Source organism: Dermacoccus abyssi (assembly GCF_003515945.1).
Lineage (GTDB): Bacteria > Actinomycetota > Actinomycetes > Actinomycetales > Dermatophilaceae > Dermacoccus > Dermacoccus abyssi.
In genome coordinates this window covers 91,179-117,354 of record NZ_QWLM01000003.1, presented here as the reverse complement: position 1 = coordinate 117,354, position 26,176 = coordinate 91,179, and the positions used below count along the sequence as shown (strand labels likewise).

The following is a 26,176-nucleotide window of genomic DNA, read 5'->3' as shown; positions in this document are numbered from 1 at the left end:
ATGCCGCAGATGCCCGACGGAGAGCCCGCACCGAACGACGGAGCGCTGCCAGCCGACGCCCTCGCGAGCGTGCCGGGCAGCGCCTTCGCGATGTACCTGCACGTGCCGTTCTGCGTGACGCGCTGTGGGTACTGCGACTTCAACACCTACACGCTCACCGAACTCGGCGTCCCCGGCGCGAGCCTCGACACGTACGCGGGCGCTGTCGAACGTGAACTCGACCTCGCAGCGCGCGAGATGGGAAAGGCGCCCGGCGGCGTGCCGACAGTGCAGACCATCTTCGTCGGTGGAGGAACGCCGACGATGCTCGCAGCGACCGACCTCGTGCGGATGCTCGACGCGGCGCGCGAGCGGTTCGGCCTCGTCGACGACGCCGAGGTGACGACCGAGGCCAACCCGGACTCGGTCGACGAAACGTACCTGCGCGTGCTCGCCGAGGGCGGCTTCACGCGCGTCTCCGTCGGGATGCAGTCGTCGGTGCCGCACGTCCTGGCGACGCTGGAGCGCACCCACGATCCGGCCAACGTCGAGCGCGCCGTCCGCGCCGCCAAGGCTGCCGGCCTGCAGGTGAGTCTCGACCTCATCTACGGTGCGCCGGGGGAGTCGCTCGACGACTGGCGGGCCTCGTTGGAGGCGGCGATCGCGCTCGATCCCGACCACATCAGCGCCTACGCGCTCGTCGTCGAGGAGGGTACGAAGATGGGCGCCCAGGTGCACCGCGGCGAACTGCCGCTTCCCGATGACGACGACGAAGCGGACAAGTACGAACTGGCCGACGAACTCCTCCAGGCCGCGGGGTACCGCTGGTACGAGGTGTCGAACTGGGCGAAGGAACCGCGCTTCCAGTGTCGTCACAACCTGGCCTACTGGCGTGACGAACCGTGGTGGGGCGCGGGCCCCGGAGCCCACAGCCACGTCGGCGGGGTGCGCTGGTGGAACGTCAAACACCCGCGCGCCTACGCTCAGCGGGTCGGTGAAGGAACCTCACCTGCGCTCGCGCGCGAGATCCTCGACGAGCGTCAGCGGTACGAGGAGAAGGTGCTCCTGCGCGTGCGTCTCGCCGAGGGGTTGCCGCTCGACCTGCTCGACGACGCAGGGCGCCGCGCGGTGGCGGGACTTGTCGCGGACGGTCTGCTCGAGGGAACGTCTGCCGTCCGCGACCGTCGGGCCGTGCTCACATTGCGCGGGCGGCTGCTCACCGACACCGTCGTCCGGCGCCTGCTCGACTACTGACCGCCGAACGCGAAGGGCCGGAACGCCACCCCAGAGATGTGACGTTCCGGCCCTTCGCGTTGTCGGCCCGAGTCAGCTGAGCACGCGCAGCTGGAACGGGTAGCGGTAGGGGCGGCCGCTGCTCGCGTTGAGCGCGCCACGGATGTGGCACCACAGGGCAACCACCGTGATGACGAACCACAGCGGGATCGCGACGACGATGCCGATGAACGTGATGGCGAACAGCCAGCCGACCCAGTAGAGCAACCACCAGGAGAGGTTGAAGTTGAACGCCCCGGCGGCGGCTTCACGTACGGCGGGTGACTTGTCCTTGTAGATGAACCACACGATGAGCGGGCCGAGCAGGCTGAGCGAACCGGCCGACACGACGGCCGCGACGAGTGCAGAAAGGTGGGCGACGACAGCGGCGCCCGTCTCGTCGGAGCTCAACTGGCGGGGCGTGACGCCCGCCTCGGTGGGCCGACCGTTGGGGTAGGCGTCGCCGTTGTGGCTCCACTGGGGGTCGGGGGTGGGGTAGGGCTGCTGGCTCATGGTGTCCTCACGACCTCGGCTGCGTAGGTGAACATCGTTCCAACCTCAAAGATGCCCTCCTCATTCCGTCGGCACCATCCTGGGTGACCCTGGTTCGTCCCTGAGGCTGGGGCTTAGGGCGTCACTGCTGCTCGGGGTCGGTGACGAAGTCGATGAGTTCCTCGACACGTCCGAGCAGTTCCGGCTGCAGGTCGGCGTAGGTGCGCACTGTGCCGAGGATCTGCTTCCAGCCGCGCGCGACGTCGGCCTGGCTCTGGTGCGGCCACCCCAGCTCGGCGAGGATGCCGTGCTTCCACGACTGACCCTTGGGGATCGTCGGCCACTTCGACCACCCGAGGCGCTCGGGGCGCACCGACTGCCACACGTCGACGTAGGGGTGACCGACGATGAGCACGTGATCGCGGGCCTGCGGAAGAGCCTGGGCCTCGGCGACGATGCGGGCCTCCTTCGTGCCGGGCACGAGGTGGTCGACGAGTATGCCGAGACGGCGCCCCTTCTCAGGGCGGAAGTCGCGGATGACGGCGGCGAGGTCGTCGACGCCCTCGAGGTACTCGACGACGACGCCCTCGATGCGCAGGTCGTCACCCCAGACCTTCTCGACAAGTTCGGCGTCGTGGCGACCCTCGACGAAGATGCGCGAACCGAGGGCCACGCGCGCCTTGGCGTTCGGGACGGCGACCGAACCCGACGCCGTGCGTCCGGCCTGCACCTTGCGCTCGGCGAGTGCGGCAGCGTCTGCGGGACGCGGGGGAGTGAGGATGACGGGTTCACCGTCGATGAGGAAGCCACCCCCGAGGGCGAAGCCGCGGGTCTTGCCGAAGCGATCCTCGAGGAAGACGACGTGGGTTCCACCCGACTTCTCGACGCGAACGACGGCACCCACGTAACCGCTCTGGGCGTCCTCGACGACGACATCCCGCTCGGCCGGAACCTCACGGGATCGGCCGCGCTTGGGCGCGCGCCAGTCACCGTAGAGGACGTCGGAGCCGTAGCGGTCGTTCATGGCAGTCAGGGTAGGCAAGCCCGACGCGGCACGGGCGGAGGCGCGCTGGACCGACGCAGAAGCGGCGACACCCACGGTCAGGACGAGCGGAGGAAGGTGAGCACCACCGCCACTCGACGGTGCTCGTCGCCGTCGGTGTGCAGATCGAGCTTGCTGAAGATGCGTTGCACGTGCTTCTCCACGGCGCCCTCCGTGACGACGAGGCGCTTCGCGATGCCTCGGTTCGTCAGTCCCTCGGCGATGTGTGAAAACACCTCGTGCTCCCGCGGCGTCAGGGTGTCGAGAACCGATTCCGCCGCGGGTCCTTGAGGGCCTCCCACACGCGCTTGATCGACCATCCGGTCTCCGCCGCCGTCGGGGCATCGGGGAGGGCACGGTCCAGAAGATGGCGCTGCATGGAGCGTTCGGCGTCCGTCATGACGTGAGCGACTCCGAGGCCGCCGAGGACGAGCGGAATGCCGACGAGCACGAACAGCATGCTCAGCCCGCCGGACATGAGGACGGCGAACGCGACGAAGCCCAGCAGGTGGATCCACCAGCCTGCGAACAGGTAGGCGCTGTCGCGCAGTGCCTGGCGTGGGGACCAGCGGAACTCGCGGTCCATCGCCGAGCCGGCGGCATTCGTGGGGACAGGGGCTGTGACGTCTGGAGTGCTCATCTCTTCGACGCTGTGGAGAGGCACGGGGGCACAACCATCCTGCCTGCAGGCTTCTTGACGGTGGGGAAAACCCGACATTCCGGCCCGCCGCGGACGCGACGCCCTGAGCGAACACGCCCGGAAAGATTTGGCACTCGATACCCGTGAGTGCCAACCTTGGGGAAGGTCAAAGGAGGTGTGAAGGCATGAGCAACGAGCGCCGTCTCGAAGTGTTGCGCGCGATCGTGCAGGACTATGTCTCCACGTCCGAGCCGGTCGGCTCCAAGGCCCTCCTCGAACGTCACCAGCTCGGTGTCTCGGCGGCCACGATCCGCAACGACATGGCGGCTCTCGAGGACGAGGGCCTCATCGCCGCGCCGCACACCTCCGCCGGGCGTGTTCCGACCGATGCCGGCTACCGCGTCTTCGTCGACCGCCTCTCTCAGGTGCGTCCGCTCACGCCGAGCCAGCGCCGCGCCATCCAGGCCTTCCTCGCGGAGAGCATCGACCTCGACGACATCGTCGAGCGCACCGCGCGTCTGCTCGCTTCGCTCACCCAGCAGGCCGCCGTCATGCAGTACCCGTCGCTGCGGCGCTCGCGGGTGCGTCACATCGAGTGCCTCGCGATGACGCCGACCCGCGCCATGCTCGTCGTCATCCTCGACTCGGGCCGCATTGAACAGCGCAACGTCGAGTTCGCCCACCCCGTGGCCGAGAGTGACGACTTCGTCGCACGGCTGCGCGAGCGACTCAACGCCGAGACCGACGGCCTTCTTCTCGCGGAGGCGGCCCGCGGCCTGTCGTTGCTGCGCGAAGCGTTCGAGCCCGAGCGGCGCGCTGACGTCGACGCCGTCGTCGAGACGATCACCGCCGTGTTCGGGGAGGAACGTGAGGAGCGTGTCGTGCTCGCCGGTACGGCCAACCTCGCGCGCGCCGGAACGGACGGGCTGCACGTGCAGCCGGTGCTCGACGCACTCGAGGAGCACGTCGTCATCCTGCGCCTCATGAGCAACCTCGCCGAGGATGCCGAAGCCCACGACCAGGTGACGGTCCGCATCGGCGCGGAGAATCCCCACGAGGGCCTGCACTCGACGTCGCTCGTCACCACCTCCTACGGCCCCGATGCCGTGGCGGCCCTCGGCGTGCTCGGCCCCACCCGCATGGACTACCCCCAGACGATGGCGAACGTACGGGCCGTGGCCCGCTACGTCTCACAGCTCATCGAGAGCTGACGCCCCGCACACATCCCTTTCCACCCGCTGACGACAAGGACGTTCGTGAACGACTACTACGCCGAACTCGGCCTCTCCCGCGATGCCTCGAGCGAGGAGATCAAGCGCGCCTACCGCAAGATGGCGCGCAAGCTCCACCCGGACGTCAACCCGTCCGACGAGGCGGCGGATCAGTTCAAGCGCGTCGGTCAGGCCTACGCGGTGCTCGGCGACCCCGAGAAGAAGGCCTCCTACGACCAGGGAGTCGACCCGTACGCGCCCGGCGGCGGTGCGGGTGCCGGCTTCGGCGGCGCCGGTTTCAGCTTCAGCGACATCATGGACGCGTTCTTCACCGGTGGCGCAGCGGGCGCCTCGGGTGGCCCGCGCAGCCGCGTGCAACACGGCCAGGATGCCCTGCTGCCGCTCGACATCGAGCTGTCCGACGCCGTCTTCGGCGGCGAGGTCGACCTGACGTTCGACACCGCCGTCGTCTGCACGACGTGCCACGGCGACGGCTCGCGCCCCGGCACCGGTAAGCACACGTGTGACGTGTGTGGTGGTGCCGGTCAGACCCAGCAGGTGCAGCGCAGCTTCCTCGGCCAGGTGCTCACCTCGCGTCCGTGCACGGCGTGTGACGGCTACGGCGACATCATTGACAGCCCCTGCTTCGAGTGTGACGGCAACGGCCGCAAGCGCGACACCCGCACCATCAGCATCAAGGTGCCCGCGGGCGTCGACACCGGCACGCGCATCCAGCTGCGCGGCGAGGGCGAGGTCGGCCACGGCGGCGGCCCCGCCGGCGACCTTTACGTCGAGGTGCGCGTCGCGAAGCACCCCATGTTCCAGCGTCAGGGTGACGACCTGCACTGCTCGCTCGAACTGCCGATGTCGGCCGCCGCACTCGGCGCGTCCCTTCCGCTCGAGACGCTCGACGGCCCGCGCGACATCGACATCCAGGCCGGTACCCAGCCGGGCGACGTCGTCACGCTCAAGGGCCTCGGCGTCACGCGCCTGCGCACCGAGAGCCGCGGCGACCTGCTCGTGCATGCCAACGTGCGCACGCCGAGCAAGCTGACGAGCGAGCAGGCCGACCTGCTGCGTCAGTTCGCGGCGTCGCGCGGCGAGGAAACGCCTGCTCCCAAGTTCCAGTCCGTCAACCAGGGCCTGCTCGGCAAGCTGCGTCAGGCCTGGAAGGGCTGACGTGACCGCACATCTGTACTTCGTCGCGCCGGGCACGCTGCGTGAGCAAATGCGGCCCGAGGAGCCGGTCGTGCTCGGCGGTGACGAGGGCCGCCACGCGGTCACCGTGAAGCGCATGGCCGTGGGGGAGGAGATCCTCCTCGCCGACGGCGAAGGGCTCCTGGCTCACTGCGTCGTCGCGTCCACAGTTAAGTCGGAACTGACGGCGCTCGTGCAGACGGTGGAGCGCGAGGAGCGCCCGGCCGTCACGTTCACCCTCGTCCAGGCACTCGCCAAGGGCGACCGCGATCTCCAGGCGCTCGAAGCCGCCACCGAGCTCGGTGTCGACCGCGTCGTGCCCTGGCAGGCTGAGCGCTCGATCGTGCAGTGGAAGGTCGAGCGGGCCGCCAAGGCGCACCGTAAATGGGTGGCGCAGGCCGAGGCCGCCACGAAACAATCGCGTCAGGCCACGCCGCCCGTCGTTGACGAGCTCGCGGCGAAGCAGACCGTTGTCCGCCTCGTCGAGGAATCGGCCCTCACACTCGTCCTTCACGGGGACGCCGAGGTCGGACTGAGCGACGTGACGTTGCCCGACGCGGGCGATGTCGTGCTCGTCGTCGGCCCCGAGGGCGGCATCACGCCCGGCGAACTCGACGCGTTCGCCGCTGCGGGCGCCACGAGCGTCCGGATGGGACGCACTGTGCTGCGCTCGTCGTCGGCCGGCCCCGCGGCACTGGCCGCGCTCTTCGCGCGCTCGCGCTGGAGCTGACGCGCCCTAGACTGGAGGCACGATGACAGACGTTCCCGCCACCCAGGCCACCCCCGAGACGTCCAGCCAGACCCGTATCGTCGTCCCGCCGGACGTGTCGATGGTTCAGCTGCTAGGGCCCACCGACCAGCTCCTTCGCACGATCGAGCGCGCCTTCCCGCGCCTCTTCGTCTTCGCGCGGGGCAACGAGCTGACGATCGACGGCCCGGCCGAGGACGCGGCCATCGTCGAGACCCTCGTCGGTGAGTTGCTCACGATGATCGACGCGGGGCACGCGGTGAACCGCGACAACGTCGAGCGTTCCATCGCCATGCTGCGCAGCAAGAACGCGCAGCGCCCGGCCGACGTGCTCACGACGAACATCATCTCCAGCCGCGGCCGGACGATTCGTCCCAAGACGCTGGGCCAGAAGGAGTACGTCGACGCGATCGACAAGAACACGATCGTCTTCGGCATCGGCCCCGCCGGTACCGGCAAGACCTACCTCGCCATGGCCAAGGCCGTGGCGGCGCTGCAGAGCAAGCAGGTCAACCGCATCATCCTGACGCGCCCCGCCGTCGAGGCGGGCGAGCGACTCGGTTTCCTGCCGGGCACACTCAACGACAAGATCGACCCGTACCTGCGCCCGCTCTACGACGCGCTGCACGACATGATCGATCCCGACTCGATCCCCAAGCTCATGGCCGCCGGCACCATCGAGGTGGCGCCGCTCGCGTACATGCGTGGACGCACGCTCAACGACTCGTTCATCATTCTCGACGAGGCCCAGAACACGAGCAGCGAGCAGATGCGCATGTTCCTCACGCGACTCGGCTTCGGTTCGAAGATCGTCGTCACCGGTGACGTCACGCAGGTCGACCTTCCGGGTGGCACGACGTCCGGCCTGCGCGTCATCGAGGACGTGCTCTCGGGTGTGGGCGACGTGCACTTCGCGCACCTGAGCAGCGGCGACGTCGTGCGTCACCGCCTCGTGTCCGACATCGTCGACGCCTACGGTCGCTACGATGCCGCTGCCGAGCGTCGTAAGGCGCAGGCCAAGAAGCGCCGCGAGGCACGTGCGAACGACGAGCAGGGAGAACGCGAGTGACGATCGACCTCGCCAACGAGACCGACGTCGCCGTCGATCTCGACGAGATTCACGACTGCGCCCGCTACGCGATGGACGCGATGTTCGTCCACCCCAACGTGGAGCTGTCGATCCGCATCATCGACGAGGCGGCTATGGAGACCCTCCACGTGCAGTGGATGGATCTCGAGGGCCCCACCGACGTCATGAGCTTCCCCATGGACGAGCTGACACCCGGTCGTGAGGGCGCGCTGAGTGACGAGGGCATGCTCGGCGACATCGTTCTGTGCCCGACGGTGGCCGCCGCCCAGGCGTCCGCGGCAGGGCACGACACGATGGAGGAGTTGCTCCTTCTCACCGTTCACGGCGTGCTGCACCTGCTCGGCCACGACCACGCCGAGGCCGAGGAGCGCCTCGAGATGTTCGAACTGCAGCGCACGATCCTGCTCACCTACCTCGCGAGCCGTGGCCGCAGCGTCGAGGCGGGCACGATCCGCATCGCGCCGCCGAGCGGTCGCGAGTAGTCGGGGAGTGAAACGCACGTGACGATCGTGCTGATCGCCGCGCTCGTCAGCGTGGTGCTGGGCTTCGGGTTCGCCCTCGTGGAATCCGCCGTCAGCCGCATGACGCGCCTGCGCGTCGCGTCGCTCGCCGAGGACGGCCACGCCGCCGCGCCGGCGCTCGGAGCCGTCGTCGAACGACACAGCACCGCGCTCATGGTGCTCACCTTCATGCGCGTCGGTGCCGAGATGACGGCGGCCGTGCTCGTTACCGTCGCGGCCACGCGCATCTTCGACGACTTCTGGCCGGCGCTCATCACGGCTGTGGCCGTCATGGCGGTCGTCTCGTTCGTGCTCGTCGGGGTCTCGCCGCGCACGCTCGGCCACCAGCACGCCGACGCCGTGGCGCTCGCCGCGTCGCGTCCGCTGCTCGTTGCGCTCAAGGTCCTCTCGCCGTTGGCACGGATGCTCGTGGCCCTCGGCAACGCCGTCACCCCGGGCGAGGGCTACCGCGAAGGCCCGTTCGACTCCGAGGCCGAACTGCGCGAATTCGTCGACCTGGCCGAGGATTCCGACCTCATCGAGGCCGACGAACGGCGCATGATCCACTCGGTCTTCGAACTGGGCGACACCATCGTGCGCGAGGTCATGGTGCCGCGCACCGACATGATCGTCATCGACGGCCACAAGAGCCTGCGCCAGGCGATGAACCTCTTCGTGCGTTCCGGCTTCTCCCGCGTGCCCGTCGTCGGCGAGAACACCGACGACATCGTCGGCCTGCTCTACTTCAAGGACGTCGTGCGTCGTCACCTCACGGGTGAGGCCGAGAAGATGCGCATCAGCGAGGTCATGCGCGACATGGCGTTCGTGCCCGAGTCGAAGCCGGTCGACGCCCTGCTCAAGGAGATGCAGCGCGACCGCGTCCACTTCGCCATCGTCGTCGACGAGTACGGCGGCACCGCGGGCCTCGTGACGATGGAGGACATCGTCGAGGAGATCGTCGGTGAGATCGATGACGAGTACGACCGCGTCACGCCGGGCGTCGAGGATCTCGGGGACGGCCACACCCGCGTGCCCGCGCGCATGTCGATCGACGACCTGGGCGAGCTGTTCGGCGTCACGATCGAAGAGGACGACATCGACACCGTGGGCGGTCTGCTCGCGAAGATCGACGGACGGATGCCGCTGCCCGGCGCCACCGGTGAGATTGCGGGTCTGCGCCTCACGGCTGAGAAGATGGCCGGACGACGCCACCAGCTGGCCACCCTCGTGGTCGAGCGCGTCGGAGACGAAGATCCCGCCGAGCGCGGGGATGAACACGCCGCCAACAGCGGCGCGGAGGAGATGGTGTGATGAACACTGACGAGAGCACGTACCGGGCGGGGTTCGCCTGCCTCGTGGGCCGGCCCAACGCCGGCAAGTCGACGCTGACGAACGCCCTCGTGGGCGAGAAGGTCGCCATCACGTCGAGCAAGCCGCAGACGACGCGTCACACGATCCGCGGCATTCTCACGCAGGACGACGGGCAGATCGTCCTCGTCGACACCCCCGGGCTGCACAAGCCCCGCACGCTCCTCGGGGAGCGACTCAACGACGTCGTGCGCGAGACGCTGCTGGACGTCGACGTCATCGGTTTCTGCCTGCCGGCCGATCAGAAGGTCGGCCCGGGCGACCAGTACATCGCGAAGGACCTCGCGGAGCTGCAGCGCGTGCGCCGCAAGCCGGTCGTCGCCATCGTGACGAAGACCGACAAGGTCGATCGTGAGCGCCTCGCCGAGCACCTCATCGAGGTCGACCGACTGGGGGAGTGGGCGGAGATCGTGCCGTGCTCCGCCGTCTCCGGGCGTCAGGTCGAGGACGTCGCGAAGGTGCTCACGGGCTACCTGCCGCCGTCGCCGAAGCTGTATCCGGAGGACGTGCTCACCGACGAGCCGCAGAACGTCATGATCGCCGAACTCATCCGCGAGGCCGCGCTCGAGGGTGTGCGCGACGAACTGCCGCACTCGCTCGCCGTCGTCGTCGAGGAGATGGTGCCGCGCGAGGGGCGCCCCGAGGACAAGCCGCTCATGGACGTGCGCGTCAACGTGTTCGTCGAGCGCTCGAGCCAGAAGGCGATCATCATCGGGCGCGGTGGTTCGCGTCTGCGCGAGGTGGGCACGACGGCGCGTGAGGGCATCGAGAAGCTCCTCGGCCAGAAGGTCTACCTCGACCTGCACGTCAAGGTCGCGAAGGACTGGCAGCGCGACCCCAAGCAGCTGGGCAAGCTGGGATTCAATTTCTGAGGGTGTGAACGACACGATGGCTGACAACATGAAGGATCACGAGGCGTGGGCCGAATTCGGTGACACGCTGCGTCTGCCGATCGATCCGGCGACGGACTACGTCGGCGGAATCCCGTGGGAGGCAGCAGGCTTCAAGCCGGACCTGCCGCTCGTCGACATCGGCCCGGGATCGGGCCTGACGACGCTGGCCCTCGCCGAGCAGTTCCCCGACTCCGAGCTCATCGCCGTCGAGCCGGACGCCTGGATGCGCTCGATGCTCATGATGCGTGTGGCCGAGCGCCCCGAACTGCGTGAGCGCACGACCGTCGTGCCGAACTCGATCCTCGACGCGTGGATGCCCGAGCAGATCGGCGGTGCGCTGCTGTTCAACGTCATCTACTTCCTCGGCGGACGGGCCCGTCAGGCGTTCTGGGACCGCATGGCCCAGGTGCTGCCGGAGGGCGCCCCGATCCTCATGAGCCGCGCGTACGGCGTCGTCGAGACCGGTGAGGAGATGGTGAAGTCGGCCAGCGCCACGATGGGCCGCAACACCTACGAGCGCTGGCGTCAGACCGTGCCGGTCAAGGACGGGCGCGTCGAGATCACGAACACCTACCGCACCGTGCGTGACGGCGAGATCGTGCGCGAGGTGACGACGCGCATCGCGCCGTTTTCGCTCGACGAGGAACTCGTCGTCTCCGAGGTGCCGATCGGCAAGTACTCCATCGAGGAACTCGACGAGAAGTATCTCGTCATCCGCCGCGCGAGCGACATCCGGCGCTGACCGCGCGCTCATGGGTGAGGCTCACGGGCGAGCAATGCGTGGCGACGTCCGCGTGCTGGGACGCTTGTCTCGAACGGTGGCGCTGTGCGCCGCGTCACGCCTACGGTGAGGGTGTGCGCTTTTCGTCGGGAGTGGGCCTCCTCCTTCGATGCCGCGGTGGGGCCAGTTAGTCGGCCATCCTCACCGCGGAGTTGAATGGTGCTCGGCCGGCACCCGCAACGAAACGCAGTGAGGCGAAAACCCAAATGCACGCACAGCAGCCGACGACGATGCCGATCGGCAAGTACGTCCCCTTCCACGAGCAGATCAAGGTCGACCTGCCCGATCGCACGTGGCCCGACAAGGTCATCGACAAGGCCCCGCGCTGGTGCGCGGTCGACCTGCGTGACGGCAACCAGGCGCTCATCGATCCGATGAACTCCGAGCGCAAGATGCGCATGTTCAAGCTGCTCGTCGACATGGGCTACAAGGACATCGAGGTCGGTTTCCCCTCGGCGTCCGACACCGACTTCAACTTCGTGCGTGAACTCATCGACGGCGGGCACATCCCGGACGACGTGACGATCCAGGTGCTGACGCAGTGCCGCGACCACCTCATCGAGAAGACGTTCGACGCCATCAAGGGTGCTCCGCAGGCGATCGTGCACTTCTACAACTCGACGTCGGTGCTGCAGCGCCGCGTCGTGTTCAACCTCGACCAGGACGGCATCGTCGACATCGCGCTGCAGGGCGCGCGCCTGTGCAAGAAGCTCGAGGAGACGATCCCCGAGACGAAGGTGTACTACGAGTACTCGCCGGAGTCCTACACGGGCACCGAGCTGGAGTTCGCGGCGCGCATCTGCAACGAGGTCATCGACGTCATCGACCCGACGCCGGACCACAAGATGATCATCAACCTGCCGGCGACGGTGGAGATGGCGACGCCGAACGTCTACGCCGACTCGATCGAGTGGATGTCGCGCAACCTCAGCCGCCGCGAATCGGTCATCCTGTCGCTGCACCCGCACAACGACCGGGGTGAGGGCGTCGCTGCGGCCGAGCTGGGTTACATGGCCGGCGCCGACCGCATCGAGGGCTGCCTGTTCGGCAACGGTGAGCGCACCGGCAACGTGTGCCTCGTGACGCTGGGCCTCAACCTGTTCGGCCAGGGCGTCGACCCCCAGATCGACTTCTCCGACATCCAGACGATCCGTTCGACGGTGGAGTACTGCAACCAGATGCCCGTGCCCGAGCGCCACCCCTACGGCGGTGACCTCGTCTTCACGGCCTTCTCCGGCTCGCACCAGGACGCCATCAAGAAGGGCTTCGACGACATGGATCGTCAGTCCAAGGAGACGGGCAAGCCGATCAACGAGCTCGTCTGGGGCGTGCCGTACCTGCCGGTCGACCCGCACGACGTGGGCCGCTCGTACGAGGCGGTCGTGCGCGTCAACAGCCAGTCGGGCAAGGGCGGCGTCGCGTACCTGCTCAAGAGCGAGCACAACCTCGACCTGCCGCGTCGTCTGCAGATCGAGTTCGCCGGTGTCGTCCAGAAGTGGACGGACTCCGCGGGTGGCGAGGTGACGCCGCAGTGGCTGTGGGAGACGTTCTCCGACGAGTACCTGCCGGGTACGGGCACGGGTGACTCCGCGTGGGGCCGCTTCTCGCCGGTCGGTCACTCGCTCGAGTCGACGGACGACGGCCAGGACCACATCGTCGCGCGCCTCACGGACGCGGGGGAGCCGCTCACGATCACGGGTACCGGTAACGGCCCGATCGACGCGTTCTTCGACGCGCTGAGCAGCATCGACGTCGACGTGCGCCTGCTCGACTACTCGGAGCACACGTTGAGCTCGGGCGAGGCGTCGCGCGCTGCGGCGTACGTCGAGGTGGCCATCGGCGACCGCGTGCTGTGGGGCGTCGGCATCCACGAGTCGACGGTCAAGGCCTCGCTCATGGCGATCCTGTCGGCGGTCAACCGCGCGGAGCGTGACGCTGCGAAGGTGAACGCCTGAGCGGTCGTGTGATCGCGCAAGTGCGCATCAGCGCACGATTGACGGCATAATCATGTGGGCGGGTGGAACCCAGTAACCGGGGAAGGTACTGGGCTCCACCCGCTTCGTTATGTCTGTCGGCGGCCCGTCGTGTGTCGCAGGAGACCGGCGCTGGGAGGGGGAGCCTGCCGTGAGGCCGGGGGCCAGTTCGAGATCAGGGACGACGTTCGCGCGTCTGCAGTTCGGTGGCAACACGCAGGAGTTCGCGCAGGGCGTCGAGGTAGTCGTTGAGGGCGTCCCAGGGGTAGTCCTCGCCGGTGACGGCCAGGTTGGGGGCGTCCTCGTCGTCACGATCGGTGCTCCAGGCGCCGCGGTAGTACGCGTCGAACTCGCTGAAGCGGGCGTCCATCGTGCGCAGCTCGCTCGTGAACCGGGCGATGCGCGCGGTGTCGTGCTCGACGGCGTCGAGGGTGCTCTGATCGCGACCAGTCTTCAGAGGCTCACTCGCTGAACTGTTCGTTGCGTCGGTGCTCACGCGTCACGCTCCTGGGTGTGCAGGTCGGCGGCGGTGCGCACGAGGTGACGCAGCGCGTTGCTGCGGGCCGTCGCGATGTCCCACGGGTAGTCGTCGCTGATGACGGGCATCGAGACCGCGCCCGGGTCGTCCGGGTTCTCGCTCCGCGTCTCGTGGTGGGCGGCGTCGACGGCGTCGAAGCGCTCGCCCATGGCGGGCAGGTCGCGCGTGAGCGCGCGGATGGCCTCGGTGTCGGCGATGACGGCGTCCATGAGCTCCTGGCCCCGGATCAGTCTCTGTGCAGCGTCCATGCGTGGACTCTATGCAGCGACGCTGGACGTTCGCCCAGCACGAGTGCCTTCAGCGGACGTTGTACGGCCGGAACTGGATGCTGATGCGCGGGCCGACCGGCTTCGTCGTCTTGGGCACCGCGTGTTCCCAGGTCCGTTGGCAGCTGCCGCCCATGACGAGCAGGTCGCCGTGCCCGATCTGGAAGCGCAGGCTGTTGCCGCCTCCGACCGGACGCAGCGCGAGCGTGCGCGGTGAGCCGATCGAGACGATGGCGATCATCGTGTCCTGCGTGCTCGAGCGTCCTTCCTTGTCACCGTGCCAGGCGACGGAGTCCCGGCCGTCGCGGTACAGGCACATTCCCGCCGTGGTGAAGGGCTCCCCGAGTTCCGGGAAGTAGTGCCTACTCAGGGCGTCCTGCGCTTCGCGCATCACCGGGTCGGGCCACGTCTCGTCGCCGCGGTAGAAGCGCAGGAGGCGTGGCGTGTCCACTTCCTTCTCCCACATGACGCGACGTTCACCCTGCCAGTCGACTCCGGCGCTACCGCCGAGATTGAGGCGCGTGAACAGTTCGTCAGCGCCGGTGATGAAGCCCGGGCGCAGATCGACCCACGCACCACGCGACAACTCGGTGCGACGTACGGCGCCGGCGAGCGGGCGGACGCCGACCTCGTCGACCTGGTCGAGCAGTGAACCCTGTAAACCTCCGAACATGCGTTCGATTATGGCATGGGAGAGCTGCGACGGAGGTCAGCTGGTGAGGTTTGCTGCGGTTGGTGACGTTGCAACGTCACCAACCGCAGCAAACCTCACCAGCTGAAGCACTGAACGCCGAGCGTCTTCAACACGTCCGAGCGTCCCTGGAGCAATCCCGAGCACGCTCCCGACGAAGTCTCCGCCGATCACCTGCGCGAGGTCGTGGGGCGCTGCCCGTCCGGGGCCCTGCACATCGAGGAGCACTGCGCGCGCACCTGGTGGCCGCCAGGTGGTGACGGTTGGGGTAGATGGTGACGGACAACCGTCACCACCTGCCCCAACTGCCACCAAGAAGCGGAACCCCAACCCGGCAACGGCGCGCCCACGCGCCCCGTGTTGACGCCCGCGAGACAATGGAGTCATGGCCCTATACCGCGACGCAGCGATCGTGCTGCGTACCCACAAGCTGGGGGAGGCCGATCGCATCATCACGATGCTCACCCGCAACCACGGCAAGAAGCGTGCCGTCGCGAAGGGCGTGCGTAAGACGAAGTCGAAGTTCGGGGCGCGCCTCGAACCGGGCATGGTCATCGACGTGCAGATGTACGAGGGGCGCAACCTCGACACCGTGACCCAGGTCGACATCCTCGCTCCGTACGGCGACGCCATCTCCAAGGACTACTCGGCCTATACCGCCTGCGCCGCCATGCTCGAGACGGCCGACCGGCTGTGTGAGGATTCCGACCGCGTCCTCGCCCACTTCAACCTCCTCGCGGGAGCTTGGCGGCCCTCGCGCAGAACAAGATTCCGGCCTACCTCGTCCTCGACGCCTACCTCGTGCGCGCCGTCGCGACGTCCGGCTGGACGCCGAGCTTCTGCGACTGCGCCGGCTGCGGCGACCCGGGTCCGCATCGGTCGTTCAACGTCGCGTCCGGGGGAGCGGTGTGCCCGCAGTGCCGGCCGCCGGGTTCAAGCGCACCCGCGCCGGAGACCTTCGTCCTCATGGACGCGCTCATGCGAGGCGACTGGATCGGCGTCGCAGCCACCGACGATCGCGCGCGCCGCCAGTCGAGTGCCCTCATCGCCTCGTACGTACAGTGGCACCTTGAACACGGCGTACGCTCGCTGCGCCACGTCGATCGCGGAGACCACGAGATCGCCGCGGCACCCGCTCGTCCGGCCACTCCGGCGACCGCCTCGGAAGGACACCATTCGTGACGCCGATCAAGCCCGAACCGCACCCGAGTGGAGCAACGCCCCCGACGATCCGGGCTGAGCTGATTCCTCAGCACATCGCCATGGTGATGGACGGCAACGGCCGCTGGGCGAACGAGCGAGGCCTGCCGCGCACCAAGGGCCACGAGGCGGGCGAGGCGATGCTCATCGACGTCGTCGCCGGCTGCATCGACATCGGCGTCAAGAACATCTCCGCCTACGCCTTCTCGACGGAGAACTGGCGCCGTTCGCCCGAGGAAGTGCGCTTCCTCATGGGCTTCAACCGCGACACCATCCGTCGCCGCGTCGACCTGCTCGACTCGTGGGGCGTGCGCGTCATCTGGAGCGGCCGCAAGCCTCGCCTGTGGCGCTCTGTCGTGCGCGAACTCGAGCGCGCTGAGGAGCGCACGAAGAACAACACCGTCTGCACCCTGCAGATGTGCGTCAACTACGGCGGACGCGCCGAACTCGTCGACGCCACGCGCGCCATGGCCGAGGACGTCGCCGCCGGTCGTCTGTCGCCGAAGAAGATCACCGAGAAGACGATCCAGAGCTACCTCTACGCGCCGGAGCTGCCGGACGTCGATCTGTTCGTCCGCAGCTCCGGCGAGCAGCGCACGAGCAACTTCCAGCTCTGGCAGAGTGCCTACGCCGAGATGGTATTCCTCGACACCCTGTGGCCCGACTTCGACCGCCGAATGCTCTGGGAAGCCGTGGACACCTACGCCCGCCGCGACCGTCGCTACGGTGGCGCCGTCGACGCGGTGAGCGCCGCTGAGAGCGAAAATACCGAGGCGCAGGCCGCCAAGCCGAAGGCCGGCTACGACCCACGGCTCATGGCCGACCCCGACGCCCCTGACGGTGGCATCTACGACGACGACGGCCTCATCGACTGACGAGCGCGCGCCGACGAGGCGCAGGCTGTGCGATGTCAGAGCGAGACGTGCGTCTTCCGCGTCGAGCACTGCGCGCACAATCCGAAGATCTCGATCTGGTGTGTCGCCTCGGTGAAGCCGTGGTGCGCGGCCACCGAATCGGCCCACTGCTCGACGGTCGGGCCCTCCACCTCGACCGTGTGTCCGCAGTTGCGGCACACGAGGTGGTGGTGATGCTTCGACGTCGCGCAGCTGCGGTAGATCGCCTCGCCGTCATCGGTACGCAGCACGTCAACGGTGCCGTCGCCGGCGAGGTTCTGCAGCGTGCGGTAGACGGTGGCGAGGCCGACCGTCTCGCCGGAAGCACGCAGCTGTGCGTGCAACTCCTGCGCTGAGGTGAAGTCGTCAAGTTCGTCGAGCTTGGCGCTGACGGCTGCCTGCTGGCGGGTGGGCTTACGCGTCGACATCGTGCCTCCTCGGGCTCGGCGCAGCATCGGCGGGCGCGTGAGCGTCCCAGTGGTCCTTGTGCGGTGCGTGGTACTCGCCGTCGTGAAGGTAGTCGACGTGGTCACCGTGGCGCACCGTCGGGTGTCCGCATCCCTCTCGGTGCTCGTGCGCGTGATGCGTGACCCGACGCGCATGCCGCGCCCGAGTTGAACGCATGACGGCGCTCGCGAAGGACGCGGCCAGGAAGATGCCGACGGCCACGAGCACGACCGTTCCGCCGGGCGGGGTGTCGAGGTAGTAGGCCGACACGACGCCGCTGAGGCCGCTGAGGCATCCGATGATCACGGCGATCGCCGTCGTCAGGCGGAAGCTGCGGGCGAGGATCTGGCCGGTCGCGTTCGGCAGGATCATCAGCGCCGAGATGAGCAGCAGGCCGATGACGCGCATCGAGAGCACCACCGTCACCGACGTGAGGATCGACAGCAGGAGGTTGAGCGGCACGACGGGGAGGCCGACCGCACGCGCGTACTCCTCGTCGTTCGCGACGGCGAAAAGGCGCTTGCGCAGCACCGTCGTGGCGCCGACGGCGACGAGCGCCAGGGCGCCGAACTGCCACAGCTGGTCGCTGGCCGTCGTGAGGATCGAACCGAAGAGGTACTGGTTGATCGACGTCTGACCCGCGTTGTCCGCGCGCGCCAGCAGCACGACGCCGGCCGCGATGCCGCCGTAGAACATGACGGCCAGCGCCACGTCGGCGTTCGTCGTGCCGCGCAGGCGAATGAACTCGATGGCGCACGCCGCCAGGACGGCGGCGATGAGGGCCGTCAGGATGGGTGACGTCGAGAAGAGCACACCAACGGCCACGCCCGCCAGGGCGACGTGGCCGATGCCGTCACCGATGAGCGACAGGCGGCGCTGGACGAGGAAGACGCCGACCGCCGGCGCCGCAGCACCGACGAGCAGCGCCGCGACGAGCGCGTGACGCATCGCGTCGAGGGCGAACAGTTCAGCCACGTCGGCCTCCTTCGTGGCGTGGGGACGGATCGAGCGGTCCGACGGCGTAACCCGGGCCGGGCACGTGGTGCTCGGCGTCGTGGTGTGCGTCGTGAGCGCCGGGAACGTGCAGGTGGTCGTCGGAGATGGTGCGGGCGAACCGCTGCCCGTACTCGCCGGGCGTGCCGTCGAAGGAGATGTGCCCATGGGTCACCTTGACGACGCGGGTGATGACGCCGCGCAGCGCTTCGATCTCGTGGGTGACGATCACCATGGTGACACCGGTCGCGGCGAGGCTCTGGAGCACCTCGGCGAGGACTTCCTGGCTGGCCGTGTCGACGCCCGCCGTCGGTTCGTCCATGACGAGGACGTCCGGCTGTGCGGCGAGCGCTCGAGCGATGAGGACGCGACGGTGCTGACCGCCCGAGAGCGTGGAGACGTCGGCGAGCGCGCGGTCGGCGAGGCCTACCTCGGAAAGGGCCTCGGCGACGAGACGACGATCCTCGGCGCTCGCGCGCTGGTACCAGCGTCGGTGCGGCAGCCGGCCGGCTTCGACGATCTCCTCGACCGTCGCCCGAACGGACCCCGAGAGCGTGTGTCGCTGCGGCACGTAGCCGATGCGCGTGCGCTCCTTGAACTCGGCCGCGGGCGTGCCGAAGAGCTCCACCTCGCCGCTCACGTGGTCGTTGAGGCCGAGCACGCCGCGCATCAGCGTCGACTTACCGGAACCGTTCGGCCCGAGCACCGCGATGATCTCGCCGTGGTTGATGTCGAGGTCGACGTCACTGACGACGGCCCGCCCCTCGTAGCCGAACGCGGCCGAGCGCAGCCGGATCACCGGCTCACTGTCGTCCTTCACTTGCACCCTTGTCCCTGCTTCAGCGTTGTGAGGTTGGACTTCATGACCTCGAAGTAGTTCTTGCCCTTGCTCGCGTCGGTCAGACCTTCGAGCGGGTCGAGCACGGCGACCTTCGCGCCGGTCTGCTTGGCCACCGTTTCGGCGGTCTTCGGTGAGACGAGGGTCTCCGAGTAGATCGTCGTCGTGTCGTGCTTCTTCGCGAACGCGGCCACGGCCTTGAGGCGCTGCGGCGTGGGCTCGGCCTCGGGGGAGACGCCGCTGACGCCGACCTGCGTGAAACCGTACCGGCTCGCGAGGTAGCCGAACGCCGCGTGCCCCGAGACGAGGGTCTTGTTCGTGCAGTTCGCCAAGCCGCTCTTGAACTCGGTGTTCAGCGCGTCGAGGTCGGCCACCATCTTCTTCGTGTTCGTCTCGTACGTGGCCTTGCCCTCTGGATCGGCCTTGGCCAGGCGCGCACCGACGGCCTGAACGACGGCCTTGTAGCGCACCGGGTCGAGCCAGAAGTGCGGGTCCGTGTCCCCGCTGTGGTCGTGCCCGTCGCCCTCGCTGTGCTCGTGGGCCTCGCCGCCGACACTCTCGGTCGACGACAGCTTGAGCGTCATGTCGGCGTCGGGTGCGACGTCGAGCGTCTTGTCCTTCTTTGCGTTCGAGGAGACGGCTGCGTCGACGCTCGGCTGGAACCCCTTGAGGTAGACCGCGAGGTCGGCGTCGGCTAGCGCGGCGATCTGTTTGGGCGAGGGGTCGATGTCGTGCGGCTCCTGCCCGGGCTTCGTCAGCGAGGAGACCTCCACACGGTCGCCGCCGATGCGCTCGAGGGCGTACTGCAGGGCGTAGAAGCTCGCGACCGTCTCGACCTTGTCGCCCGAACCCGAATTCGACGATCCCAAACCACAGGCCGTGAGGGCCGTGGTGGCGACGAGGGCGGATGCGGCGAGGCTGAGGCGTGAGGTGCGAAGCATGACAACCATTCTCACCTCAAGTGAGAATCATTGTCAAAAGCGATCACTTGGGAACGGCGAGAACGACGGTGACGGCCACCGTCAGGCACAGGACGGCAGCGCGCGCGAGACGGTCGACGTTGCGCAGCTGGTTCCACGACAGGTAGAGCAGCCAGCCCAGCACGAGCGAGACGAGGCCGAAACAGACTGCGCCGATGACACCCCGGAAGACGATGCCGATCAGCATGACGACGACGAACGCGGTGACGACGGCGCCCTGGGGGAGGCGGGCCATCGCGCCGACGGCGGGGTCGGACGCGTGCATCACCTTCGCGCGCGTCGTACTGACGGAGACTTCGGGGCGCTGGTCGTTCGTGGACTCGTTCTCGGGCACCGAACAAGCGTAGTGGACGCCCGCGCTCGCGCTTTCGGGGCACTCGCTGCGAGGTGGGAGAATGGGACGCGATGACTGTTCTCGACCGCCCCGCCACGCCCGTTCTCGCGCCCCTGCAGATCGGGCGTCACACGATCGACTCCCCGGTCGTGCTCGCGCCGATGGCGGGCATCACGAACCGGGCCTTCCGCCGCCTGTGTCGTCAGTACGGCACCGAGGGCGCCGTGGCCGGTGGAGCGAGCGGTGCGACGTCGCTCTACGTCAGCGAGATGATCACCTCGCGCGCCCTCGTCGAGCGCACCCCCATCACGATGAAGCTCATCGAGACCGACCCGGACGAGAACCCTCGCTCGATCCAGCTGTACTGCACCGATCCGGTCAACGCCGGACGCGCGGCCCGCATCCTCGCGAGCGAGGGACGCGCCGACCACATCGACCTCAACTTCGGCTGCCCGGTACCCAAGGTGACGCGCAAGGGCGGCGGCTCGGCCCTGCCGTGGAAGACGGAGCTGTTCCGCGGCATCGTCAGCTCGGTCATCCGTGAAGCGGCGCCGTACGACATTCCCGTCACCGTCAAGATGCGCAAGGGCATCGACGCCGACCACCTGACCTTCCTCGAGGCCGGCCGCATCGCCGAGGGCGAGGGCGCGGCCGCCGTCGCGCTCCACGCGCGCACCGCGTCGCAGGCCTATTCGGGTCACGCCGACTGGAGCGCCATCCGCGACCTCAAGCAGACGGTGACGAGCATCCCCGTGCTCGGCAACGGCGACATCTGGTCCGCAGACGACGCGCTGCGCATGGTCACCGAGACCGGGTGCGACGGCGTCGTCGTCGGACGCGGCTGCCTCGGACGACCGTGGCTCTTCACCGAACTCGCTGCCGCCTTCGCCGGCTCCGACGCCCGAGTCGACCCCGGTCTCGGAGAGGTGTGCGCCACGCTGCGTCGTCACGCCGAGTACCTCGTCGAGTTCTACGACGACGAGGTCAAGGGCTGCCGCGACATTCGCAAGCACATCGCCTGGTACTTCAAGGGCTTCCCCGTCGGCTCGCAGCTTCGTCACCAGTTGGCGCTCGTCGATTCGCTCGCCTCGCTCGACGACCTCATCGCGAGCCTCGACCTCGACCAGCCGTGGCCCGGCGCCCCTGCGGAGGGGCCGCGCGGTCGCGCCGGAAGCGAGCGACGCGTCGTCCTGCCCGAGGGGTGGCTCGACACGCAGGACCTCACCGCGCAGCAGGCGGCGTGGGTCGCCGAGGCCGAGGCGGAGAACTCCGGCGGCTGAGCAACGCGTCACAGCGTGCACACCGAGTGGCCGCGGGTCGTGACCGCCGAGTATCGTCGTCGGGAGAGCCTGAATACGCGATGTGAAGGGGTATGTGGGTGAACAACGAGGGCGCGAAGAGCGCATCCGAGTCCGTGGACGTCGTTCTCGTCGGAGGCGGCATCGTCAGCGCGACGCTGGCGGCCATGATCCAGCGAGTCCACCCCGAGTGGAAACTGAGCGTCTACGAGCGTCTCGACGCCGTGGCGAAGGAGTCGTCGAACGGCTGGAACAACGCGGGCACCGGCCACGCGGCGCTGTGCGAGCTCAACTACACGCCTGAGATGCCCGACGGCAGCGTCGACATCACGAAGGCCATCGGCATCCACGCGCAGTTCATGACGACGAAGACCTTCTGGGGTTCGCTCGTGCGCGAGGGCGCTCTGCGTGAGCCGTCCACGTTCATCAACAACACGCCGCACATGTCGTTCGTCAAGGGCGACGCGAACCAGAAGTTCCTGCGTGAGCGTCACCGTCTTCTCTCGGCGCACCCGTTCTTCCACGACATGGAGCACTCGGAGGACTACGGCCAGATCGAGCAGTGGTCGCCGCTGCTCATCGAGGGCCGCCCTGCTGGTGAGAAGATCGCCGCCACCTATGCCCCGAGCGGTACCGACGTCGACTTCGGTGCCGTGACGCGACAGCTCTTCACCGACTTCACGGCCCGCGGCGGTTCGCTGGAGCTCGAGCACGACGTCACCGACATCTCGCGCAACTCCGACGGCACGTGGAACGTCGCGGTCAAGAACCTGCGTGACGGTGCTGCCAAGACGGTGCGCACGAAGCTCGTGCTCGTCGGCGCAGGCGGCTACACGCTGAAGCTGCTGCGCAAGGCGGGCGTTCCCGAGGTCAAGGGTTACGGCCTGTTCCCGGTCTCCGGCACGTTCCTGTCGACGGAGAACACGGCGCTCACCTCGAAGCACAACACCAAGGTGTACGGCAAGGCCGCCGAGGGTGCTCCGCCCATGTCGATGCCGCACCTCGACGCCCGCATCATCGACGGCCAGCGCACCGCGCTGTTCGGCCCTTTCGCGGGCCTCGTGCCGAAGTTCCTCAAGGAAGGCTCGGTTCTCGACCTCTTCGCGTCGCTGCGCGGTGACAACCTTCTGCCGATCGCGACGGCCGGTCTCGACAACCTGGGCCTGACGAAGGTGCTGGCGCAGGACCTCATCGCCAACCAGGCCAAGCGCATCGAGGCGCTGCGCGACTTCGCCCCGACGGCCAAGAGCGAGGACTGGAAGCTCTTCGTCGCCGGTCAGCGCGCGCAGATCATCAAGCCCGCTTCGGGCACGAAGGGCACGCTCCAGTTCGGTACCGAGGTCATCAGCTCGGCGAACGGCTCGATCGCCGGCGTGCTGGGCGCCTCGCCGGGTGCGTCCACCGCAGTGCCGATCGCGCTCGACATCCTGCGCACGTCGTTCAAGGACGAGTGGAGCACGTGGGAGAACGAGCTGCGCTCGGTCATGCCGACGCTCGGCACCGACATGAAGGCCGAGCCGGAGAAGGCGCTCGAGCTCGAGGCCGAGGCCGACGTCACCCTGGGCCTGCCCAAGCGCGTCTGAGCCACACCGCACGCCGAACGGCCGTGGCCGCTCCCGATCAGTCGGGGAGCGGCCACGGCCGTTTCGTCGATGGAACGGGGGCTCAGGTCCAGGCGTCGCTCTCGACCGGACGATCGGGATCGGTGATCCAGTCCGACCACGATCCGACGTAGACGGCCGGGTCCGGGAACACGCCGCTCACTTCGAGGGCGAGAGCCAGGTGCATGGCCTGCACACCGGAGCCGCAGTACACGCCGACGCGCTGGTGCGTGGGCAGGCCCTTGGCGGTGAACCGCATGGCGAGGTCGTCGGTCGACAGGAAGCGCCCGTCTGGGCCGACGTTCGACAGCGCGGGGATGTTGACGGCGCCGGGGATGCGTCCGGCGACGGCGTCGACCGGTTCGTTCTGGCCGGCAAAACGTTCGGGGGATCGGGCGTCGATGAGCAGGTGGCGGTCTGCGAGGTCGGCTGCGCCTTCGGCGTCGACGGCGGTGAGTTGGCGCGGTGTGGCGACGAAGTCGCCTTCCTCGGCGGGGGTGTCCTCGCCGGGCACGACGTCGCCGCCAGCGGCGACCCAGGCGTCGAACCCACCGTCGAGCACCTGGACGTCGAGCTTGCCGAAGTAGCGCAGAAGCCACCACGCACGGGCGGCCGCCAGGGAGTTGGAGGCGTCGTAGACGACGACCGGAACGTCGTTCATCACGCCGGCGGCGCGCATGGCCGACTGAAAGCTCTTCCTGTTCGGCATGGGGTGACGGCCGCCTTCTCCGCCGTCGCCCGGCGTTCCGGTGAGGGCGTCATCGAACTCCACCCAGCGTGCGCCGGGAAGGTGCGATTCGTCGTAGGCGTGACGCTGCGACTCGCCACCGAGCACCCACCGCGCGTCGAGCAGCGTGCTGGGTTCACCGGCGTCGAGGCGCTGCTTAAGGCGCGTGGCCGAGACCAGGGGGTGCGGGAGGCGAGTCATGCTCTCAGCGTAGTGGGCGGGGCCGCTCGACTGCCGTCGTAGTGGGCGGAATGTGCAACGCTATGCGCATGTGCCGCAACATCCGTCCGTTGAACAACTTCGAGCCTCCGGCCACCGACGACGAGGTGCGCGCCGCAGCGTTGCAGTACGTGCGCAAGATCGGTGGATCCACCAAGCCCTCCGCCGCCAACGAGGCCGCGTACGTGGCGGCCGTCGAGGCGATCACCGCGGCGTCGCGCGAACTCATCGACTCCCTGGTCACCAACGCGCCGCCGAAGGACCGAGAGGTCGAGGCGATCAAGGCGCGCGAGCGCGCTCGCGTGCGCTACGGGAGGGCCAGCTGATGAGCGAGATCACCATCGAACCCGTGGGGCCGGCCGAGCAGGAGGTGCTCGAAAAGTGGCTCGACGATGCTGCGCGCTGGAACATCGACGTCACGGATGTCCGCTCCATCGATCGCGCGTACGAGAGCTACGTCGACGACGTCCTTGACCAGGACGAGGACGAGCGTGAGGATCCGACGCCGTTCGTCGCCATGCTCGGCTTCGCGCTCGGCCAGTGGCTGACGCTGGAGTCCGTCCTCGAGTGGCGCGTCATCACCGATGCGGACGGCCGCGACCTGGGTCTTTCCCTGCCGGACGAGTCGAGCATCATGTTCCCCAGCGACTTCATCGCAGACGCCTGGAACGAGATGCGCCGCGACTGGCTCAACGGCTGGGCCACCGACCTTCGCAACCAGCTCGAGGCCCTTCGCTGAACGTCTACACCGCCGCCGACCGCGAGCGTTACGTCGTCGAGGATCTGACACGTAAGCGCTCCGATCGTGATGACTTCGCGCGCGACAGGGCGCGCATCGTCCACTCGGCGGCCTTGCGCCGGTTGTCGACGAAAACGCAGGTGTGGCAGGCAGGTACGGACGATTTCGTTCGCAACCGGTTGACACATTCACTCGAGGTGGCGCAGATCGGGCGCGAACTGGCAGACGCTCTCGGGTGCAACAGCGACGTCGTCGACGCCGCATGTTTGGCCCACGATCTGGGGCACCCACCGTTCGGGCACTTCGGTGAGCAGGTCCTCGACGCTCTGTGCGACGACATCGGTGGTTTCGAGGGCAACGCCCAGACGTTCCGACTCCTCACACGCCTCGAGGCGAAGCGTCAGACCCCGAAGGGGCGCCCTGCCGGGCTCAACCTCACGCGGGCGACGCTCGACGCGTCGACGAAGTACCCCTGGCGGCGCGGCCACGGCCCCGAGGGCTCCCGCAAGTTCGGGGTGTACGAGGACGATCGCGACGTCTTCGACTTCGTGCGTGACGGTGAGGAAGGCGGCACGTGTCTCGAGGCGCAGATCATGGACTGGGCCGACGACGTGGCCTACAGCGTGCACGACGTCGAGGACGCCATCGCGGCCGAGGCCCTGGACCTGAAGGCGCTCGACGGCACGGCGGAGCGGGCGGCTGTCGTCGAGGTGGCCGCACGGATGTATGCGCCCGACCTGCCGGCGGCAGTCCTCGACGAAGCGCTGGAACGGGTTCTGCGTGACGACCTTCCAGCGACGTACGACGGCACCCGCCGCGATCTCGCGGCTCTCAAGGACATGACGAGCACCCTCGTCGGACGCTTCGCGGCAGCGCCCGAGGACGCCACGCGGGAGCGCTACGGCAGTGCCCCGCTCGTGCGCTACGAGGCACGCCTCGTCATCCCGGACGACGTGCGCGCTCAGGTGGCCGTGCTCAAGGGAATCTCGGCGCACTTCGTCATGTTCACTCCGATGCGCGTTGAACAGCACACACGGCAGCGTGAGGTCGTGGAGGCGCTCGTGGCGCACTTCGCCGAGCATCCGGACGACATGGACCCCATGTTCCTCGACGACATCGAACACGCCACGTCGGACGCGGAGGCGCTACGCGTCGTCGTGGACCAAGTGGCGAGCCTGACGGACGCCCGGGCCGTGCGCCTCGGCGTCCACAGTCACTGAGCCAGG

Annotated in this window: 29 protein-coding genes and 2 pseudogenes; 18 read left to right on the top strand and 13 right to left on the bottom strand. The window is 68.3% G+C overall.

Going from position 1 to position 26,176, the window contains the following annotated elements; translation table 11 throughout:
- Complete coding sequence (gene hemW, locus D1832_RS03600) at positions 1-1,233, top strand: radical SAM family heme chaperone HemW (protein ID WP_118912657.1); 1,233 nt, start codon at positions 1-3, stop codon at positions 1,231-1,233.
- A 72-nt stretch (positions 1,234-1,305) separates the two neighbouring features.
- On the opposite strand, the gene D1832_RS03595 is transcribed toward hemW, so the two are convergent.
- The 4 genes from D1832_RS03595 to D1832_RS03580 form a co-directional block, all read right to left on the bottom strand.
- On the bottom strand, positions 1,306-1,764 hold the full coding sequence (locus D1832_RS03595; RefSeq protein ID WP_118912656.1) for a DUF4870 domain-containing protein: 459 nt from the start codon (positions 1,762-1,764) through the stop codon (positions 1,306-1,308).
- Between the two features lie 121 nt (positions 1,765-1,885).
- A complete protein-coding gene (locus tag D1832_RS03590; protein ID WP_118912655.1) occupies positions 1,886-2,767 on the bottom strand; it encodes a DUF3097 domain-containing protein in 882 nt (293 codons plus the stop codon).
- A 77-nt stretch (positions 2,768-2,844) separates the two neighbouring features.
- A complete protein-coding gene (locus D1832_RS03585; RefSeq protein ID WP_241510842.1) occupies positions 2,845-3,021 on the bottom strand; it encodes a LuxR C-terminal-related transcriptional regulator in 177 nt (58 codons plus the stop codon).
- Between the two features lie 17 nt (positions 3,022-3,038).
- Positions 3,039-3,425: a sensor domain-containing protein gene (locus D1832_RS03580; RefSeq protein ID WP_182434646.1), complete on the bottom strand. Its 387-nt coding sequence runs from the start codon at positions 3,423-3,425 to the stop codon at positions 3,039-3,041.
- A gap of 185 nt (positions 3,426-3,610) precedes the next feature.
- Between D1832_RS03580 and hrcA the strand changes: the two genes are divergently transcribed.
- From hrcA to leuA, 9 genes are all read left to right on the top strand, one after another.
- Positions 3,611-4,636 carry a heat-inducible transcriptional repressor HrcA gene (gene hrcA, locus D1832_RS03575; RefSeq protein ID WP_118912652.1) on the top strand — a complete coding sequence of 342 codons (1,026 nt, stop codon included), beginning with the start codon at positions 3,611-3,613 and terminating at the stop codon, positions 4,634-4,636.
- Between the two features lie 45 nt (positions 4,637-4,681).
- On the top strand, positions 4,682-5,815 hold the full coding sequence (gene dnaJ / locus D1832_RS03570; RefSeq protein ID WP_118912651.1) for a molecular chaperone DnaJ: 1,134 nt from the start codon (positions 4,682-4,684) through the stop codon (positions 5,813-5,815).
- A gap of 1 nt (position 5,816) precedes the next feature.
- The gene (locus tag D1832_RS03565; protein WP_118912650.1) at positions 5,817-6,563 is read left to right on the top strand and encodes a 16S rRNA (uracil(1498)-N(3))-methyltransferase; all 747 of its coding nucleotides are present in this window, start codon (positions 5,817-5,819) and stop codon (positions 6,561-6,563) included.
- Positions 6,564-6,585: 22 nt separating this feature from the next.
- Positions 6,586-7,650 (top strand): PhoH family protein, encoded by a 1,065-nt coding sequence (locus D1832_RS03560; protein ID WP_118912649.1) that lies wholly within the window; start codon positions 6,586-6,588, stop codon positions 7,648-7,650.
- Positions 7,647-8,153: an rRNA maturation RNase YbeY gene (gene ybeY, locus D1832_RS03555; RefSeq protein ID WP_118912648.1), complete on the top strand. Its 507-nt coding sequence runs from the start codon at positions 7,647-7,649 to the stop codon at positions 8,151-8,153. Before D1832_RS03560 ends, ybeY begins: the two co-directional genes overlap by 4 nt.
- 18 nt (positions 8,154-8,171) lie before the next feature.
- Positions 8,172-9,482 carry a hemolysin family protein gene (locus D1832_RS03550; protein WP_118912647.1) on the top strand — a complete coding sequence of 437 codons (1,311 nt, stop codon included), beginning with the start codon at positions 8,172-8,174 and terminating at the stop codon, positions 9,480-9,482.
- On the top strand, positions 9,482-10,411 hold the full coding sequence (era, locus tag D1832_RS03545; RefSeq protein WP_118912646.1) for a GTPase Era: 930 nt from the start codon (positions 9,482-9,484) through the stop codon (positions 10,409-10,411). The genes D1832_RS03550 and era overlap by 1 nt, the downstream gene beginning before the upstream one ends.
- 16 nt (positions 10,412-10,427) lie before the next feature.
- A complete protein-coding gene (locus tag D1832_RS03540) occupies positions 10,428-11,174 on the top strand; it encodes a class I SAM-dependent methyltransferase (RefSeq protein WP_227484466.1) in 747 nt (248 codons plus the stop codon).
- A 245-nt stretch (positions 11,175-11,419) separates the two neighbouring features.
- Complete coding sequence (leuA, locus tag D1832_RS03535; RefSeq protein ID WP_118912645.1) at positions 11,420-13,168, top strand: 2-isopropylmalate synthase; 1,749 nt, start codon at positions 11,420-11,422, stop codon at positions 13,166-13,168.
- 193 nt (positions 13,169-13,361) lie between these two features.
- Here leuA and D1832_RS03530 read toward each other — a convergent pair whose 3' ends face one another.
- Genes D1832_RS03530 through D1832_RS03520 form a run of 3 tightly spaced genes read right to left on the bottom strand, consistent with a single transcriptional unit; the run spans position 13,362 to position 14,663 of the window.
- Entirely contained in the window at positions 13,362-13,682 is a 321-nt protein-coding gene (locus D1832_RS03530; protein WP_047312065.1) for a hypothetical protein, read from the bottom strand.
- Positions 13,679-13,972 carry a hypothetical protein gene (locus tag D1832_RS03525; RefSeq protein WP_147362601.1) on the bottom strand — a complete coding sequence of 98 codons (294 nt, stop codon included), beginning with the start codon at positions 13,970-13,972 and terminating at the stop codon, positions 13,679-13,681. The genes D1832_RS03530 and D1832_RS03525 overlap by 4 nt, the downstream gene beginning before the upstream one ends.
- Before the next feature lie 49 nt (positions 13,973-14,021).
- Positions 14,022-14,663: an alpha-ketoglutarate-dependent dioxygenase AlkB gene (locus tag D1832_RS03520; protein WP_047312067.1), complete on the bottom strand. Its 642-nt coding sequence runs from the start codon at positions 14,661-14,663 to the stop codon at positions 14,022-14,024.
- Positions 14,664-14,792: 129 nt separating this feature from the next.
- Here D1832_RS03520 and D1832_RS16180 point away from each other — a divergent pair.
- From D1832_RS16180 to D1832_RS03505, 3 genes and pseudogenes are all read left to right on the top strand, one after another.
- Positions 14,793-14,960, top strand: a pseudogene (locus D1832_RS16180) ((4Fe-4S)-binding protein); the annotation flags it as partial.
- Between the two features lie 106 nt (positions 14,961-15,066).
- Positions 15,067-15,863 (top strand): annotated as a pseudogene (gene recO / locus D1832_RS03510) (DNA repair protein RecO).
- Positions 15,860-16,756 (top strand): isoprenyl transferase, encoded by an 897-nt coding sequence (locus D1832_RS03505; RefSeq protein ID WP_118912643.1) that lies wholly within the window; start codon positions 15,860-15,862, stop codon positions 16,754-16,756. Before recO ends, D1832_RS03505 begins: the two are co-directional and overlap by 4 nt.
- Positions 16,757-16,791: 35 nt before the next feature.
- Here D1832_RS03505 and D1832_RS03500 read toward each other — a convergent pair whose 3' ends face one another.
- The 5 genes from D1832_RS03500 to D1832_RS03480 are packed head-to-tail and all read right to left on the bottom strand — an operon-like array spanning position 16,792 to position 20,366.
- On the bottom strand, positions 16,792-17,202 hold the full coding sequence (locus tag D1832_RS03500) for a Fur family transcriptional regulator (RefSeq protein WP_118912642.1): 411 nt from the start codon (positions 17,200-17,202) through the stop codon (positions 16,792-16,794).
- Entirely contained in the window at positions 17,189-18,196 is a 1,008-nt protein-coding gene (locus tag D1832_RS03495; RefSeq protein WP_118912641.1) for a metal ABC transporter permease, read from the bottom strand. The genes D1832_RS03500 and D1832_RS03495 overlap by 14 nt, the downstream gene beginning before the upstream one ends.
- Positions 18,189-19,034 (bottom strand): metal ABC transporter ATP-binding protein, encoded by an 846-nt coding sequence (locus D1832_RS03490; RefSeq protein WP_118912640.1) that lies wholly within the window; start codon positions 19,032-19,034, stop codon positions 18,189-18,191. The genes D1832_RS03495 and D1832_RS03490 overlap by 8 nt, the downstream gene beginning before the upstream one ends.
- Positions 19,031-19,993 (bottom strand): metal ABC transporter substrate-binding protein, encoded by a 963-nt coding sequence (locus tag D1832_RS03485; protein ID WP_241510841.1) that lies wholly within the window; start codon positions 19,991-19,993, stop codon positions 19,031-19,033. Before D1832_RS03485 ends, D1832_RS03490 begins: the two co-directional genes overlap by 4 nt.
- A 43-nt stretch (positions 19,994-20,036) precedes the next feature.
- Positions 20,037-20,366, bottom strand: coding sequence for a DUF6703 family protein (locus tag D1832_RS03480; RefSeq protein ID WP_118912638.1), 330 nt, complete (start codon positions 20,364-20,366; stop codon positions 20,037-20,039).
- A 71-nt stretch (positions 20,367-20,437) separates the two neighbouring features.
- Between D1832_RS03480 and dusB the strand changes: the two genes are divergently transcribed.
- Both dusB and mqo read left to right on the top strand, forming a co-directional pair.
- Entirely contained in the window at positions 20,438-21,646 is a 1,209-nt protein-coding gene (gene dusB, locus D1832_RS03475; RefSeq protein ID WP_118912637.1) for a tRNA dihydrouridine synthase DusB, read from the top strand.
- 98 nt (positions 21,647-21,744) lie between these two features.
- Positions 21,745-23,247: a malate dehydrogenase (quinone) gene (gene mqo / locus D1832_RS03470; RefSeq protein WP_241510840.1), complete on the top strand. Its 1,503-nt coding sequence runs from the start codon at positions 21,745-21,747 to the stop codon at positions 23,245-23,247.
- Positions 23,248-23,329: 82 nt separating this feature from the next.
- Here mqo and D1832_RS03465 read toward each other — a convergent pair whose 3' ends face one another.
- Positions 23,330-24,193, bottom strand: coding sequence for a sulfurtransferase (locus D1832_RS03465; protein WP_118912635.1), 864 nt, complete (start codon positions 24,191-24,193; stop codon positions 23,330-23,332).
- A 68-nt stretch (positions 24,194-24,261) separates the two neighbouring features.
- Here D1832_RS03465 and D1832_RS03460 point away from each other — a divergent pair, with 68 nt between their 5' ends.
- Genes D1832_RS03460 through D1832_RS03450 form a run of 3 tightly spaced genes read left to right on the top strand, consistent with a single transcriptional unit; the run spans position 24,262 to position 26,170 of the window.
- On the top strand, positions 24,262-24,537 hold the full coding sequence (locus tag D1832_RS03460) for a DUF2277 domain-containing protein (RefSeq protein WP_118912790.1): 276 nt from the start codon (positions 24,262-24,264) through the stop codon (positions 24,535-24,537).
- Complete coding sequence (locus tag D1832_RS03455; RefSeq protein WP_118912634.1) at positions 24,537-24,950, top strand: DUF3806 domain-containing protein; 414 nt, start codon at positions 24,537-24,539, stop codon at positions 24,948-24,950. Before D1832_RS03460 ends, D1832_RS03455 begins: the two co-directional genes overlap by 1 nt.
- Complete coding sequence (locus D1832_RS03450; protein WP_338067285.1) at positions 24,896-26,170, top strand: deoxyguanosinetriphosphate triphosphohydrolase; 1,275 nt, start codon at positions 24,896-24,898, stop codon at positions 26,168-26,170. Before D1832_RS03455 ends, D1832_RS03450 begins: the two co-directional genes overlap by 55 nt.
- Positions 26,171-26,176 lie beyond the last annotated feature (6 nt).